This is a genomic window from Nitrospira sp. (assembly GCA_024760525.1).
Taxonomy (GTDB): Bacteria; Nitrospirota; Nitrospiria; order Nitrospirales; family Nitrospiraceae; genus Nitrospira_D.
Map to the genome: position 1 here is coordinate 74,079 of CP060499.1, position 15,958 is coordinate 90,036.

General features: G+C 55.8%; 14 protein-coding genes and 1 pseudogene. 12 read left to right on the top strand and 3 right to left on the bottom strand.

Annotated features, from left to right (window positions below; all coding sequences use genetic code 11):
* Positions 1 to 31: 31 nt before the first annotated feature.
* Positions 32 to 211 carry a hypothetical protein gene (locus H8K04_00350; GenBank protein UVT16054.1) on the top strand — a complete coding sequence of 60 codons (180 nt, stop codon included), beginning with the start codon at positions 32 to 34 and terminating at the stop codon, positions 209 to 211.
* A gap of 549 nt (positions 212 to 760) precedes the next feature.
* On the opposite strand, the pseudogene H8K04_00355 reads toward H8K04_00350, so the two are convergent.
* A pseudogene (locus H8K04_00355) lies at positions 761 to 939 on the bottom strand (IS4 family transposase).
* Positions 940 to 1,274: 335 nt separating this feature from the next.
* Here H8K04_00355 and H8K04_00360 point away from each other — a divergent pair.
* Positions 1,275 to 2,429, top strand: a complete 1,155-nt coding sequence (locus H8K04_00360; GenBank protein UVT16055.1) for a hypothetical protein — start codon at positions 1,275 to 1,277, stop codon at positions 2,427 to 2,429.
* A 91-nt stretch (positions 2,430 to 2,520) separates the two neighbouring features.
* On the opposite strand, the gene H8K04_00365 is transcribed toward H8K04_00360, so the two are convergent.
* Both H8K04_00365 and H8K04_00370 read right to left on the bottom strand, forming a co-directional pair.
* A complete protein-coding gene (locus H8K04_00365; GenBank protein UVT16056.1) occupies positions 2,521 to 3,162 on the bottom strand; it encodes a PilZ domain-containing protein in 642 nt (213 codons plus the stop codon).
* A gap of 218 nt (positions 3,163 to 3,380) precedes the next feature.
* The gene (locus H8K04_00370; GenBank protein UVT16057.1) at positions 3,381 to 3,611 is read right to left on the bottom strand and encodes a hypothetical protein; all 231 of its coding nucleotides are present in this window, start codon (positions 3,609 to 3,611) and stop codon (positions 3,381 to 3,383) included.
* 261 nt (positions 3,612 to 3,872) lie between these two features.
* Between H8K04_00370 and H8K04_00375 the strand changes: the two genes are divergently transcribed.
* The 10 genes from H8K04_00375 to H8K04_00420 all read left to right on the top strand — a co-directional run bounded on the left by H8K04_00375 (position 3,873) and on the right by H8K04_00420 (position 15,472).
* On the top strand, positions 3,873 to 4,181 hold the full coding sequence (locus H8K04_00375; GenBank protein UVT16058.1) for a hypothetical protein: 309 nt from the start codon (positions 3,873 to 3,875) through the stop codon (positions 4,179 to 4,181).
* Positions 4,182 to 4,309: 128 nt separating this feature from the next.
* The gene (locus H8K04_00380; GenBank protein UVT16059.1) at positions 4,310 to 5,095 is read left to right on the top strand and encodes a hypothetical protein; all 786 of its coding nucleotides are present in this window, start codon (positions 4,310 to 4,312) and stop codon (positions 5,093 to 5,095) included.
* Between the two features lie 150 nt (positions 5,096 to 5,245).
* A complete protein-coding gene (locus H8K04_00385) occupies positions 5,246 to 6,625 on the top strand; it encodes a sigma-54-dependent Fis family transcriptional regulator (protein UVT16060.1) in 1,380 nt (459 codons plus the stop codon).
* A gap of 68 nt (positions 6,626 to 6,693) precedes the next feature.
* The gene (locus H8K04_00390; GenBank protein ID UVT16061.1) at positions 6,694 to 8,775 is read left to right on the top strand and encodes a PAS domain S-box protein; all 2,082 of its coding nucleotides are present in this window, start codon (positions 6,694 to 6,696) and stop codon (positions 8,773 to 8,775) included.
* 265 nt (positions 8,776 to 9,040) lie between these two features.
* Positions 9,041 to 9,430 carry a response regulator gene (locus H8K04_00395; GenBank protein ID UVT16062.1) on the top strand — a complete coding sequence of 130 codons (390 nt, stop codon included), beginning with the start codon at positions 9,041 to 9,043 and terminating at the stop codon, positions 9,428 to 9,430.
* A gap of 53 nt (positions 9,431 to 9,483) precedes the next feature.
* Positions 9,484 to 10,863: a sigma-54-dependent Fis family transcriptional regulator gene (locus tag H8K04_00400; protein UVT16063.1), complete on the top strand. Its 1,380-nt coding sequence runs from the start codon at positions 9,484 to 9,486 to the stop codon at positions 10,861 to 10,863.
* 353 nt (positions 10,864 to 11,216) lie between these two features.
* Positions 11,217 to 12,023 carry a methane monooxygenase/ammonia monooxygenase subunit C gene (locus H8K04_00405; GenBank protein UVT16064.1) on the top strand — a complete coding sequence of 269 codons (807 nt, stop codon included), beginning with the start codon at positions 11,217 to 11,219 and terminating at the stop codon, positions 12,021 to 12,023.
* 757 nt (positions 12,024 to 12,780) lie between these two features.
* Complete coding sequence (locus H8K04_00410) at positions 12,781 to 13,542, top strand: 2OG-Fe(II) oxygenase (protein ID UVT16065.1); 762 nt, start codon at positions 12,781 to 12,783, stop codon at positions 13,540 to 13,542.
* Between the two features lie 65 nt (positions 13,543 to 13,607).
* Positions 13,608 to 14,300: a hypothetical protein gene (locus tag H8K04_00415; protein UVT16066.1), complete on the top strand. Its 693-nt coding sequence runs from the start codon at positions 13,608 to 13,610 to the stop codon at positions 14,298 to 14,300.
* A gap of 131 nt (positions 14,301 to 14,431) precedes the next feature.
* A complete protein-coding gene (locus H8K04_00420; protein UVT16067.1) occupies positions 14,432 to 15,472 on the top strand; it encodes an aromatic ring-hydroxylating dioxygenase subunit alpha in 1,041 nt (346 codons plus the stop codon).
* Positions 15,473 to 15,958: the final 486 nt, after the last annotated feature.

Genomic DNA, 15,958 nt, shown 5'->3' on the forward strand with positions numbered 1-15,958 from the left:
GGTTTAGGTAAAGAAAGAAAGGAAGGAATACATGGCTACGGACTCTCGAACAAAGGCATACCTGGGAACGGTCGGAGAGTTTATCGACTTCATCGGTGAAAGCAAATCTTACTGGCTGGCGCCCGTCATCTTTGCTCTGTTGCTACTGGCAGCATTAGGTTTCTTTCTTGAAGGAAGCGTACTTGCACCGGCGATTTACTCAATTTTCTAGTCCAATGGGATCTAGTTCGTTCGATCGCGTCAGTCCAAGCCTGAGTCCGTCGCGATTTGGGTTGTTGTAAACAAACAGAGTGGGGAGCATCTGGCAATTATTGTACGTGTTGGAGCGGCCGATGTTGGAAGTTCAGAACGTTCAGCATAATCTAGCGAGAATAAGAATGCGCTGCCGCTTGTTTTGGGCGACGTTGGTTGGCGGTTTTTTGCTCGCAATCGTGCTCATCCCCATCAACTATGCTGCAGCAAAGGTAGTGGGGTTTGTGTGGGTCATCTTGAGCATCGCTACGTGGATGTCTCCAATGATGAATCATTGCCCTAGCTGTTACAAAGCGATCTATGAAGGATGGTTTCCCACCGGTCTAATCGTCATTAAGTGCGAGAATTGCGGCGTTAACCTCGGCGAAACGCAGAGGGAAGAGCAGGCATAGGCTGTTAGTGCCGCCCGGTAATGTCCGATTAAAAAGGAAAGAGATTCAGTTGGGTGCTGTTGTTGTCGTGTTCGGAAATGGGGTCGCTGCGCGTGGAGTGTTTGCTCAAACGGCATCTCGAACAATGTGACAGACCGAATTTGTAGCAACGTGTAGAGCGGTGTGTCCAGGGCAGGGCACTTCTTGACAATAGCGATGAGGACATAGACCGACACGGGGATCCAGATCTGCGACTGCAACGCGTTGTCCGACGTGCCGAGGAACTTCTGATACGAAGATGCTGCTTGATCCACCTGGAATCCCATGAAATACACAGCCGGTCGAGAGACACGGTATCGCTGTCAGCAGTTTGCAACTCAGGCTGGTGACAGGGTGACCAAGGGCCGCCCTCTTCTACTCCTACTCATAAGCCTTTTCCTTGGGGAGATATCGATTCTCGTTATGGTCATAGCAATGGACGTGAATAGCCATCGTAGCCTGACCATGTTCCTCGATACCCAATCGGGCAGGATATTTATTGCAGCTGCTGGCACGTTTGGCCTAGCCGCGGTCGGAATCATTCACCAGTACGTCGCTAGTCGTAGCGCAAACTCCCGAAGCTTCTCGATGACACTAGGCATGAACCTTTTCATGATTTTTCTTATTGTGCTTTCAGGCGAGATAGTCGTTCGGCTCGGCACAAACAGTTCCAAAGAGGGCGAGCGGTGGCGATCGAGAGTGCTAATGCCGAAGGTTTGGGAGCAGGTCGCGTCGTCTTACAGACAGCTCGTCGATCAGTCAGCCGGTCGATTAACCTACCTTGTCTATGACGATCTTATGGGGTGGACGATCGGACCGAACAGGCGAAACGCGAGCGGCACCTACTATTCCAGTTTGGAAGGGATCCGTGCCCCGCATGAAGGCGTGTCATACGTCAAATCGACGGAGAAGACCAGAATCGCGCTGGTAGGAGACTCTTATACCTTCGCAGAAGATGTCGCATTCGAAGATTCGTGGGGATACCAACTTGAAAAGGAACTTGGCGCAGACTTCGAGGTCTTAAACTTCGGAGTCGGTGGATATGGAGTCGATCAAGCCTATTTGCGGTACGAGAAGGATGTCCGCCGGTGGAATCCAAAGATCGTGATCTTGGGCTTCCCCTCTTCAAATGTCGAACGGAGCATGATTTTTTATCATCCTCTCACATCGCAATGGTGGGACTTTCCGTTTTCTAAACCTCGGTTCGTCTTACGAGATGGGAAGTTGCAGACACTGAATGTCCCTCCTCTCACCCCTCAGGAACTTTTTTCCCGACGATCGATTGCGGAGGTGCCATTTTTGGAGTATGACCGGGGGTATAGGCCGGCCGAATGGCAACCCAGCGTCCTGCACTGGTCCTACCTCGCTCGAGCGGTGATGACTCTGTTTCCTCCTGGAACAATCGAAGGCCCCGAGGTTTCTGATGCCGCATTGATATCAGTTAACGGCGCAATCTTGCGGACCTTTGTGCAATCTGTAAGATCTGCGGGGTCGATCCCAATTGTCCAGTTCTTTCCGCAAAGCGAGGAAGAATTTGCTGGGCGGACACAGATGGGGCTCAAAGTGTTGCAAGAGGCGGGCATTGACTATACTGATCTCACGCCTTGCTTGAAAACTATAGCCCCGGCTGATCGGTTTGCTCCGAAGCACTACACTCATTATTCGGTGCAAAGCAATACGCGGGTTGCATGGTGCTTGGTTCCTATAGTTCGGGAAGCCCTTACAACTCCCCTCCGTGCAGCACCCCAGTCATCTTCACTGAAGTAATCTCCTCGTATTCTCAGCACACTGTGTTCTCGGGAGTGCTGAGGCAGGTTCTTTGATGCGCATAGCGCTGCGTGGTCGCGCAGCGGCCTACCTAATTGTCGGCAATGAGATCCCGGCCGGTCCGTTCCCGAGCGGCTCTTATGGCGAGCATCGAGCGAAGGATCCGATGCACCTCGTGCCAAATCTTTTCCGGCAAGCCCTCGGAGGCCGTGTGACCCTCGTTCTCCTGAACATCCGAGTCGCACTGCCACCGAGCTTCGGAAGGAATGTCTATCACAGGGGGTTGAATGGCAAGAAATCGCTGCAGGACATCCTCAATGCGTGGAACTGAAGGCTGTGTCTCGCTACGGAGCACCTTTTCTGTGGCGTGACAAGAGATCCCGTGATCGTCTTCTCGTGAGATCCACATGAGCCCGAGCTTCTGCCGAAGAAACTCGGCAACCCATGCATGGTCGTTGGGCGGCATCTCGTGGGCTTCAATCGCAAAGTCATGATCGGTCACCCAGAGCACGGTCGCCCGTTGGACGCGAAGGGGTGTTGATTTTTCGGGAACCGAAACCTGCAGGGTTAGCTGCATACCGGGTGTAACAGGCATCGATCCCGCGATTCTCCAGCCCCTGGAGGTCAGATCCAAGACGGTCCCTTCTGCGAGAAACTCGTCACTTCCATACAAGACCGACCAACTGACCGGAAACCGACTATGGCGCCGTATGGGGTTCTTCCTGTTCGTCATTGATGCTCCTTCCGCCTTTGCAAATCCCAATAGACAAAAGGTAGCCGGAAGCTCGGTCGAGCGCCTTCCTCGAACTAGGTACCTCAAAAGGGGGGTCGTCTGAAGAATTGATTCGGGCAGGCTAGGGGCCCTTAAGGTCTTCCTGTGGGCGAGCTGAGGACTAACAGGTTACGGGGTACAACAACGTTCAGGTGATCACCCGAATCAACATCACACGATCAGGACTTCGGTTGCCGCATCCGTTTGATCGAGCAGTAAAGCCCATAGCCTTGGGCCACCATCCCAGTCACGAGTAATCCAAGTGCCGTCGGAAGCCAATGTGAGGCAGGGTGATCGAGTCCGTACATGCCGAAGACGAACCCAAGTGCAATGGCAATGATTCCGACTGATCGCGCGATGACGCCTTTCAGCCACCAATTGTGTGTTGCCAGGGTTTCGAGAGGCGCCATGCGTCAAGTCTACATCCACGTTGAAGGACAGTTCAATCGCACCCATGTGGACAGCAGTGTCCGCATCAATACCTTGTATGTGACGGGGGCTACAATTTCTTCGGCTGCTCCGCCTGCATATCCGTGTACCAATGGCCCATCTCAGCCATGAGGGATTTCGTGACGTATACCGCGGACACCTTGTGTTATCTTGGAGGACTCTGGCAGTGAGACACACGATTCACTGACTGATCCTTGGCTACGTAGGACTATGGGGAGGTCATGAAGCTCACACGGTCGGCCGTCGAGCGTTTAAAGGCGTTGATTCTTGATCATCCGGAGGATCCCATCGTCCGTGTGCAGGTGAAGGACGTGGACGACCAACGGCTGGCATTCAGCATCACGCTGGAGGATCGGGTGCTACCCGACGACGAAGCGCAGAGCGTCGACGGCTTGACCGTGGCGATCCCCGTTGCCAGCGCCATGCGCATGAGCGGCATCACCATGGATTACCAGGACCCTGGCGGCTTCAAGTTCCTCCACACCGATGATCCGAATGATCTCCGCCTCGATCTCATCAATTTGAACTGATTCCATCAGTTTCTATGCATCCATTCGTGACGAATCTCTCTCCTCACGCATTGCACCGTCCTTCGAATCCCTTCTAGAATACTGATCTTGAAACGTGCCGGTTCTTTCGGTGTTCCGGATCGTGAACGATGCCGTCCAACGACGATCACAAGACCGCCGCTCGTGCAGGTGCTCGCCGCATTATCGAGCAGGCGCCAAAAGTATTGGCCGGTTTGTTTGGCATTAGCGGTGTGGCGTATCTTTCGGGTTCGATGTATACGAGATCATACTTTTCAGAATTTGGAGCCTCGTGGATATTGGATGAGGTTCCGGCGGCGATCTACTTCAGTCAAAGCTGGATTCCGTTGCTGCTGATTCTCCTCTTCGGATACCTTGCCACCACGAACCTGGCCTTGATCGAAAGCCAAGGCGATCTGACAGCGACCAAACGATTCAAGGTCTCAGTCACGGTCGTCCAGTATGGTCCATGGGTCTTGGGCGGGGTCATGGCGATCACCACACTGCTGACCACACTTGGTTACATTACCCCGGCAATCGTCCTGTCGGTCGTGGCTGTCACCTTTATTCTCTTGTTGTTTAGCTCGGCACTCGAACTCCTCGTCGTGCAGTACAGCCAAGCCGACAAGGGTATTGATCCATTAATGGCATATCTCTCGCTCGTCGTGATTGCCGCCGGTTTGTATGTGGTTCCTACGCAGCTGGGGATGAACTGGGCCCGCGTCGATAAACAACCGTCATCCGCTCTACTCAACGTGTATCTTCGCGGTGATGAAAGAACGGAGTACAAACTTCTTTTCTCGGTCGGTGAGCGGTTGTATATCTTCCCCACCAGCTATGAGGGGAAATATCCTCCGGTCAAGCCCGCGGCAGCGGCCAATGTCACATTCCTCCCACTTGAGAGTAAATCCGACTGAATTCATACGCAGCGGCTAGCTTAGCTAAAACTTCCAACTATTCAATTGGTCCTGCACTTGCACGTATTTGGCTTCCAGCGTTAAACAGGCTCAAATTGATGCAGAATGCATCAGGCGCTGTGGCATTTTGGGACAGAGAGGGGAGTCGGTATGACTGAAGAGTGGGGTGCGATCCTCGTCGTCGATGATGACGCAGATATGCGGGAATTGGCTCATGACATGCTGAAAGACCGTGGTCATCAAGTCACCACGGCCGGAAGCGGAGAAGAAGCCTTGAAACGATTGGCGGAAGAGGACTATGCGGCTGTCCTCACGGACCTTCGTATGAAAGGCATGGAGGGACTGGAATTGCTGGCCCAAATCAAGCGCCGAGATCCCGATATCAGTGTCATCCTCATGACCGCATTCGGGTCGGTGGAAACGGCCGTCGAGGCGATGAAGCACGGAGCCAGTGATTACCTCACCAAGCCTGTCCGGAAGGACGAGTTGATTCGCGTGGTCGAGCGCGTCATTCGAGAGGCATCCTTGCGGCGGGAAGTGAGCCGCCTGAGAAAAGAAGTCCGCAAGGAGTACAGCTTCCACCAGATTTTGGGAAAGAGCAAAGCGATCCAAGTGGTCTTCGATCTCATTCGCCGGGTCGCCGATAGTCCGACCAATGTCCTGATCACGGGAGAGAGCGGGACCGGGAAGGAACTGGTCGCCAAAGCCATTCACTATAACAGCGACCGCAAAGATGCGCCGTTTATTCCCGTCAATTGCGCGGCGATTCCGGAACAGCTGTTGGAGAGTGAACTGTTCGGGCATATGCGGGGAGCCTTTACCGATGCCAAGATAGACAAGCGAGGGTTGTTTGAAGAGGCGCAGAAGGGCACGTTATTTCTCGACGAGATCAGTGAGCTGCCGCTCATGCTGCAGGCCAAGATTCTTCGTGCCATTCAAGAAAAAGAAATCAGGCGGGTGGGCGCGACGAAGCCGATCTCGGTCGATGTACGGATCATTGCCGCTACCAATCTGAATCTCAACGAAGAAGTAAAGAATAAGCGGTTCCGGGAGGACCTGTATTATCGGCTCAACGTCATCGAGCTCAAGCTGCCCCCCTTACGGGAGCGGCGCGAGGACATTCCGCTCTTAGTCGACGCCTTTCTTAAAAAGTGCGGCGCCGCCCGCGGGAAAGAGGTCAAGGGCGTGAGCGAGGCCGCGCTGGCCATGCTGATGGACTATACCTGGCCCGGCAACGTGCGAGAGTTGGAGAACGTCATCGAACGGGCGGTGACGCTCAGCCGCGGCGAGAAAATTTCACCCGATGATTTGCCCTCGGCGGTGCAGGGAGCCCGCGGTGAGCGCCGCGTGCTGGACGAAGCGGCCGAAAAGTCCCTGCCCTTGCATGAGCTGGAGAAGGAGTACATCAAGAAGATTCTCGAGAAGTCCGGCGGCAACAAGTACCAGACCGCTCATACCCTTGGCATCGATCGCAAGACCTTGTATCGTAAACTCGCCGAAATCGAGGGCAAGACTCATCCAGAAGAATGACAGCTTCCTACGGTCATCGAGCCAGATTGAGACCGCATGCACAGTGGGGGTGAAATACGGTGCGTGCTATGCCGTGGACTCTGCCCCTCCTCGGGGGAATGGTCGAAGTCCTGGTGTCTCACGGATTCAGCACGAATGATGACATCCACGTCACAATCATTGTGGTCGTTCCGTATTCGCGTGTTGCAGGGAGCCTGCTCTGGGTACGCGGATCCATCGACCAACGCTCTGTGAAGGAACAGATGATGGAGGGACCAACCACTAGATCGTTCGCCGATGTCACAGGCTCCGAAGCCGACCGTCCGAAGGCAGAGGAGCAGCTTCTGATCAGCCGGCTGAGGCTGGAAGGCATCATCGAATCCGCGATGGATGCGATCATCACGGTGGACGAGGATCAGCGAATCCTGTTGTTCAATCGCGCGGCGGAACAGATGTTCGTCTGCTCCATCCAGGAGGCAATCGGGCAGCCGCTCGATCGATTCTTGCCCGCACGTTTCCGCGAAGCCCATCGCCACGACGTTCATGCGTTTGGGCAGTCCGGTCTGACGAGTCGAAAGATGGGTCAACTGGGAACGGTGATGGGGCTACGCTCGAACGGACAAGAGTTTCACATCGAAGCCTCCATCTCGCATATCTCGGTGGAGCAAAAGAAATACTATACCGTCATTCTCCGAGACATCACCGAGCGCAAGCAGGCCGAGGAAGACCTGAGGGAGAGCCAGAGACAACTCAGCACTCTGATCGGCAATCTCCCGGGTTTCGTGTATCGCAGCCGAAATGACCGTGACCGGTCATTTACATATCTCAGCGAAGGAGTATCCGATTTGACCGGGTACACCATCGGAGAATACCTACATCAGCGGACCATCTCATACGGGAACACGATACATGCAGGCGACCGTGAGCGAGTCTGGCAGGAGGTTCAGGAAGCGGTCACGCGACATGGTCCGTTCGAGACGACCTACCGAATCTTGACCAAATCGGGAGAGGTCAAATCGGTCTGGGAAAGAGGCGAAGGGATTTACGCACCGGACGGCACACTGAGTTACCTGGAAGGGTTCGTCACCGACGTCACTGAACGCAAGCGAGCCGAGCACCTGCTTCGGCAAAGCGAAGAACGCTACCGGCGTCTGATTGCCGTCTCGCCCTATGCCATCTTTGTGAGCCGGGGGGGCCGCGTTATCTTTGCGAACGACCAGGCCATCAAGCTGTTCGGCGCGGTGAAGGCCGATGAGGTTTTGGGAAAATCACTCCTGAGCCTCTTTCATCCCGAGTATCACGACGTCCTGAGAGAGTGGACCCACGAATTGCTGGAAGGCAGATCACTGGTGCCGGTAGTCGAGGAGAAAATCGTGCGCCTGGATGGAATGTCGATCGATGTCGAGGTCAGCGCGGCTCGGTTAGTGGATGAGGAAGGGCCGGCCATCTTGGTCATGCTCCGAGACATCAGCGAGCGGAAGCGACTGCAGGACCAATTGCGCAAGACCGAACGGGTTGCCGAACTCGGTACACTGGCGTCCGGCATGGCCCATGAGATCGGGACGCCGATGAACGTCATTCTCGGCCGCGCCGAGTATCTGATGGACCGTGTCACGGAGGAACCGGTCAAGAAAGGGCTCCAGACCATCATTACACAAGTGGAGCGGATTACGAAGGTGATGAATCAGTTGCTGTCGTTCGCCCGACGCAAAGCGCCGGAGCGGCGCGCGCTGGACCTGCGAGGCGTCCTGGAAGACGCGATGGAAATGTTCCAAGAGCGTCTTGCCCGAAACCAGATTCGGGTCGAAACGGCATTGGCTGATTCTTGCCCGATGGCAATGGCTGATCCCGACCAAATGAGCCAGGTGTTCATCAATCTCGTCATGAATGCCGTGCATGCGATGCCGGACGGCGGGACCTTACGAATCGGCCTGGCGCCGGAGAATCGAATGGTCAAACTCACGGTCGCGGATACCGGCCATGGCATTCCCGGGCATGCGGTCGAGAAAATATTCGAACCGTTCTTTACGACGAAAGAATTCGGCAAAGGAACCGGATTAGGATTGACCGTCGTGAAAGGCATCATTGAAGAGCATCAGGGTTCCATCGCCGTGAACAGCGAAGAGGGCAAAGGCACGAAGTTTACGATTCTGCTTCCGCAGAGCCCATAGCAGCCGGCCGCCATGGGCTGAGTCCCGCGCGTGTAGGCCTGAGTCTTGTGAGAGGTTCAACCTGCCGAGTGCTGTAGCATCTCGCAACGGCGCCTTCCTTCTTGAGTGTGGTGTTTCTCATCACTGCCGCCCTGCCGGCATCGGCATCACGCGGGATTCCTCTGAAATCAGACTTCCCATGCCCGTTCTTCTATCGGCGGCCTTCTTGCCCGCTTCTTGCACTGTCCACTGAGGCAGGGGCAGAGGTACAAAGAGGATGACCACTGTGGCAACGGGAAAAGCTGATGTGGTGCTGATCGTCGAAGATGACCGGGAGATGCGAAGTCTGCTTTGCGATGAACTGTGGGGTACCGGATACCAGCTCCGCGAAGCCAGGGACGGAGACGAAGCGTTTCTGGCTGTCCTGCAATCGGTGCCCGACCTGATTTTGACCGACCTGCGTATGCCGGCCGGGGGGGCTGATTACATCAGTCGGTTGCGGACCGTGGCCCCCAGGTGTCCTATTGTCGTCATCACGGCGTTCGGCGATGCGGCGCTGAAAGCCCAAGTGATACGAGCAGGGGCTAACGCCTACTTCGACAAACCGGTCCGCATTGCCGATCTCAAGAACTGTGTACAACGACTGCTAGACCACAGACCGGAAGCTGATTGCTGACATCAACGGTGTAAGGTCGTAGGAGACGCTTCACTCCAAGAAGCGAGACAAGCTTGTCCGACGAAGAAATGTTCAACACACCCCTCCCGAACGATCCCATCATTGCCGCACGATTGGAAGCCATTCGACAGCTTGCACGCGGACTGTCCGAACGGGTGGCGGTTATGGACCGAGCCTTCAACGTCGTGTACGCGAATGAGGCAGCGTGGACAGCCGGACAAACCAAAGCGACGCATCACCACCGCGCGAAATGCTATGAAGCATTTGCACATCGCACCGATCCTTGCGAAGCCTGTCCGGCGACGAAAGTGTTCGAAGCGCCGGAGGTGCAGTGCGTCTCCTGCTCGGCAGGGGGCGCCGGCGCCGCCTGCGGGATGCAGCAGGCGTTTCCTTTGGCCGATCAGCACGGAACGGTCGAGTCGATGCTGGTGCTGTTCAAGCCGGTGCCGAGGTCTCCTTGTCGGACAACGCCATACGATTCTTTCGCTCCAGCCGAAGACGATCGTCTGGGAAATTTGCTGGGCCGAAGTCCGGCTATGCGTCAGCTGTTCGATATGACACGCCTGGTGGCGGAGAGCTCCGCCACGGTACTCATCCATGGCGAGAGCGGAACGGGCAAGGAACTCCTCGCGAGAACGATCCATGCACTCAGCAGCCGACGAGATCGGCCGTTCGTGGTCGTCGATTGTGGGTCATTGCCGGAAACGCTGCTTGAAAGCGAGCTGTTCGGGCATGTGAAAGGAGCCTTCACCGGCGCCGTGGTGAATAAACGGGGCTTGTTCGAGGAGGCAGAGGGCGGAACGATCTTCCTCGATGAAATTGCCGATACAAGGCCGGTCTTTCAGGCGAAGCTGCTCCGTGTGCTGCAGGAGGGCGAGATCAAACCGGTCGGTGGGACGAGATCGATCAAAATCCATGCGCGAGTCATCTCGGCATCGAACAAGGATTTGGCGGAATTGGTGAAGGCCAAGACGTTTCGAGAAGATCTATACTATCGACTGGCGGTGTTGCCGCTATATATACCGGCTTTGAGGGAACGGCGCGAGGACATCCCCTTGCTGGTGCAGTCCTTCGTCACCGCTTCTTGTGCGCGACATCACCAAGCGGTTCGATCTGTCGATGAAAAAACGATGCGGGCATTATGCGCGGCCGCATGGCACGGCAATGTCCGAGAATTGCTGCACTATATCGAGCGCGCCGTCGTGACGACAGCCGGTCCGTGGCTCGTATGCGAGGATCTTGTGTCAAGCGGAGCCGTTGCTGATCACGAGAGCTTGCGGTCAGCGTCGAGAGGGGTTGTGGCCAAGACGGAGCGTACCCGGATTGTCGATGCCCTCAAGAAGACCGCGGGGAACCGATTGAAAGCAGCCAAGTTGCTCAAGATCAGCCGAGCGAGCCTCTACAACAAGCTGCGTGCCTATTCCATCGAGTAGCGTTCGTCTGCCCTTTTCCACCTCTTTCCTCGTCGCAACTGTCCAAGTATCTGGATTGTCTAACCTATTGAAGTCCTGGACAACGGTTCAGCCGCATGCCGGAACTGTCTATTCGCGTAGATTTTTTGATCGGTCTGAAAAGTAATGAGATGGCTGAAACGTTGACGATCACCACTGCTACGCTGCTGACGCGCAATTCTTGATTCCTGCGCACAAAGCTTGCTCAACCCATTCAACAGACGCTGAGCTGGCTGACTGTGAAAACGATGTGTCGTGTGAACACTCTCGCAAAGGGCCTGTGGTCGGCAAGGGTTGGTCATCATTTGTTTGTCTGACAGAAGGAGGGAGAGAGCATGGCTTCTGAACGTTCCAGGAAAATCGATGCGTTTTGGTATAACACGATGCCCCTCAAGGCAGGCTGGCTTGGGATGCTGGCGATCGGTGTTTTCTGGGTTATGTACCAACGTATCTTCGGATATTCGCACGGGTTAGACTCCATGACCCCCGAGTTTGACTCGGTGTGGATGGGACTGTGGCGCTTTAACATCATCGCCAACGCCATCTTCTTCGCTGTATCCGTCGGATGGATTTGGACGACCCGTGATCGTAACTTGGCCAACTTGGATCCCAAGCTCGAGCTCAGGAGATACTTTTATTGGCTGAGCTGGCTGGTCTGCTACATCTGGGGCGTGTACTACGCGGGGAGCTACACGCTGGAACAGGACGCGGCCTGGCACCAGGTAATCATCCGAGACACGAGCTTCACCGCGAGCCATATCGTAGCGTTCTACGGAAGCTTCCCGTTGTACATTACGTGCGGCGTGTCCAGTTATCTCTACGCGCAGACCCGATTACCGCTCTATGCGCAGGCAACATCCTTCCCGTTGGTCGCGGCGGTGGTTGGACCGATGATGATTCTGCCGAACGTGGGGTTGAACGAGTGGGGCCATGCGTTCTGGTTCGTAGACGAACTGTTTTCAGCACCCTTGCACTGGGGCTTCGTGACGTTGGGCTGGTGCGGATTGTTCGGCGCGGCCGGTGGGGTGGCGGCGCAGATCGTCTCGCGCATGTCAAACTTGGCGGACGTGATCTGGAATGGTGCATCCAAAGATATCCTCGATCCGTTTTCCAAACAGGTGGGCACCAAGACTACGTACTAAGCAGAGGCCAGGAAGTCGGGAAAGGCCAGTATCAGGCTGGCGCCTCCATTGGTCTGACGAGGCCCGGTACTCCATGATCGGGGTACCGGGCCAAATCATGTTCCATGGTGGTCGTCGTACCAGTCGGTGGATCGTCCTTCACCTCATTCTTTCCTCACATGTGCGAACGATGAGGGTATCCTCATCGTTCTGATGTTGTTTCGCATCGATGAATGCGGAGCTTGAATCCCGCATATCGACATGCGCATCCCCTCGGCTTGAGGTATCTGCTTGTACAGCGCCGAATAGTCCAGACGCCTCTTGGGTGTTCCATTTCTCCCTTTATCTCGCAGGTGGACGTCTATCGGTATGGACAGCATAAGTGAATGATATCTGAACAATTGAGCGAGGACCCGTTTGCGATTGTCCAAACTGATGGATTGCGTCCCAACCGCAACAGCCGCCGATACTCGATGTGAAAGTCCCTTTGTCGCTTCTGGCACGCGAACGATCAGGTTGCGTGACTAGGGACGATCATGGCACGAACGTTGCGGAAGTCTGGGAAGCATACGGAGAGGCCAGGCTCTGTGGGTGCTGGATAATGAGGCGCCCTGTCACTATCCAGCCCATGTTTCCAAGGTGAGCGGTTGCCCCGACCGCCACGTGTCAGCGGTGAGGGGGTCACATGTGAGAGTGGCCCCCTCATTTTCCATTCGCATGCAGCGTGTGTGTGATCGGTCTGCGGGGTCCGGACCGGTCCCGACATAGAGGAGGTCCCATGCCGTGCAAGACGATCGATGTGGAGGATCACCTGAATCGCACGGTGGCGGGAGTGGATCTTGAGCAGTCAGGCCATACCTACTGGGAACAGAACGAATGCCTCATTCTTAATCGGTTCATCCCGAAAACAATCGTCAACCCCTGTCTCACCGAGGTCGAACTGCTCCGGAAAAACATCTTTCGCAATTATGTTCCTGGCCACAAGCAGGGGGGCAGCGTCAGTTATTATGCGATTTGGAACGAGTTCCATGAGTCATCCGCCATTGTCTCGCTCTATCGCTCCCCGGCGTTGCGGCGGTTTCTGAGCACAATCGTGAAGGAGGAGTTGCTGCTCTGTCCGGAACACGATCCCCATTCCTGCGCGCTTTATTACTACACGAAGCCGGGTGACCACATCGGATTTCATTACGATACCTCATACTACAAGGGCAAGCGGTACACAGTTCTGATGGGCTTGATCGAGCGATCCGAACAATGCCATCTCGTGGCCAACCTGCCTACGCCCGGAATGCAGGAGGAAGTACACGAGCAGCCCATCCCGCTCGATCCGGGGTCGCTCGTGATCTTCAATGGAGACAAGCTGTGGCATGCCGTCACGCCGCTCGGGTCCAGGGAAGAACGAATCGTGCTTACGCTGCAATATGTGACTGACCCGGAAATGGGCCCTTTTCAGCGCGCCTTTTCGAATCTGAAGGATGCCTTCGCTTACTTCGGGCCGGCCGCCATCATACATCGGTCCGATCGATCGGCACCGTATTGAGTCCATTCACCAAGCTGATGCCTTGGGCCGGCGAGCGCCGATCAGCGTAGCCGTTAGGAGGCATCATGCAGTATCGGAGGGGTACATGGAACGTTGGAACGTGGGCTGTCGCAGTTGCGATTGTCGCGGGACTGGCCACGTTTAGTGCCTTGCCGGCTTCGGCCGAAGATACGACATCGACCGGGAACCGCGTGTTCTTTCGCGGGGGCGCCGCCGGACTTACAAGTGATCGTGCCGGCGAGCTGATCACCGACGGCCATGGCGTTGCCGGCAGGAACGATGGGTCGTTCGGCTATTCCATCGGCGGCGGAACGGATCTTATGGTCACCAGAGATCTGTGGGGCATGATGAGCGGCGTCGCGGTTGTGGGCGAGATCGGATTGGAATTCAAGCGATGGAGTTCCAACAATGTCGCGAATGGGGATACCACCGGCGTGACGGGGGTGAGTAACGGCGGTCTGAGCAAGGTACAACTGACCATGCTGACCGTGAGCGTGGCGCCCAAGGTGAAGTTCAGGCAGGGGACTGATTTCCAACCCTGGATCATTCCCGCCGGGTTGGATTTCCACGTCATCAGCCCGACGTCCAGTCAGATCAACTACTTGGATATCGGGGTTCAGTTCGGCGGCGGCGCCGAGTATCGCGTGTGGAAAGAGCTGTGGCTGGGGCTCGACAGCCGATTCCATCTGGCCTCCAATCAAACCAACACGGTAAACAATTTTTGGACGGCCGGTATCTATGGGGCAATCGGCTTCTGAAACAGCGTGATGGCGCTGGGTGAAACCGAGAGCTCACGCTGTACACTGCGCGACACGCCGATTTTCAGCTGCGTGCTCAAGAGCCTCAAGGAAATGCTCGACACGCTCGGCGGTTGAGGCCACAAAACTGAATGCTCGAAGGTTTCTGGTACATTGCCGGGGAAAGTACTGCGATCAGGGCCGGCCGGCCGTTCGCGTCGGTGCTCTGCAATCAGCCACTGGTGCTGTTTCGGGATGGTCAGGGTCGCGTGCATGCATTAGAAGACCGCTGCCCCCACAAGGGTATGCCGCTCTCGTCGGCACGGCAGGAAGGGGATTCCTTGCGGTGCCCTTTTCACGGATGGCGTTTCATCGCTTCCGGCGAGTGTATAGAAGTTCCGGCCATCGGCAATGTGGCACATCCATCGTTGACCTCGGCTTGTGTGAAAGCCTTTCCAGTCCAGGAACTGGACGGATGGGTGTGGGTCTATATCGGCAGCGATCGGTGCCTGACCCCTTCGTCTCCACCACCCTCGTTGCCGGTTCCTGCTGACGGAAGTCCCATGGTTTCCGTGCGCGAGTCCGCCGAGGCGAAAGTCCGGTGGGATTTCGCGGTGGACAGTCTCATGGACCCGGCCCACGTCCCGTTCGTGCACCACAACTATTTTCGACGGCGCGAGGCAGCCAGAAGAAAGGAAAAAGTGTTTACACGGCTGCCGCTGGGGTTTCGCACCATCTCGCAGAATGTGTTGCTGCCGGACACCTTTATCTTTCGCGCCTTGTCTCCGAGACTGAGCTCGGCCACGACCACAGTCGATTTTCTCATGCCCGGTATCCATCTGGAACGATGGGAGATCGGCAAACGGTTTGCGTCAGTCATGTTGGTTGCCACACCGCTCGCTGATGGACGAAGCCGGTTCGACATCTGCGTCGGGTGGAACTTCTTGCGCAGGCTACCCGTGGGATGGCTGGTCCGCCGAACTCTACGGACTATTCTTGGCCAGGACAGGAAAGTTCTGGAATTGCAGGAACAGGGGTTTGGCCGGAAGGGAACCATGTTGTTGAATTTGGAATCGGACACACTGGCCGTGTGGTATCGGCGACTGAAGAGATATCGTCTGGATCAATTGGCTGGTGTGCCCAACCCACAGCATCCGATTCCTGAGAAAGTCACGCTCCGCTGGATCACCTGAGTCAAATCGTCCAGGACTGATCGCATGAGCACGACCCACCGCAACTGCTTGTGCGGAAGAGCCGGAACTACGGTGTCGCCTGGCCGGATGTTTCCTCCCTCACGCTCCAATATTGCCCCGCCATGCCACAGTTTCCCAATAGGCACTGTCCAATGCAATGGACAGCGTAACCTCATGATTTTCATTGGATCCCTCGATAGAGCTCCGTCACTGTCTTATTCTGTAGAAGAGCTCCCCACCTCTGTTGATCGACGAGACAGGCCCCAGACTCTCTCTAACCCCTTGTCTCTATGTGAAAAGTTCTATTGATCCAAAATCTTGTTCGAGGAGGCACGGCGATTGCGCTAGGAAGAAATCGCTGGTGAAGGTTTGGGTGATTTTGGACCGGCCTCCGAATGACCCATTCCTTCGCGAGAAGGAGCCCTTCACCAGCTCTTAACCCTCCGGTGAATCAGGCCGGAAGTCCGTCGGAGGCCGGTTCTCTTT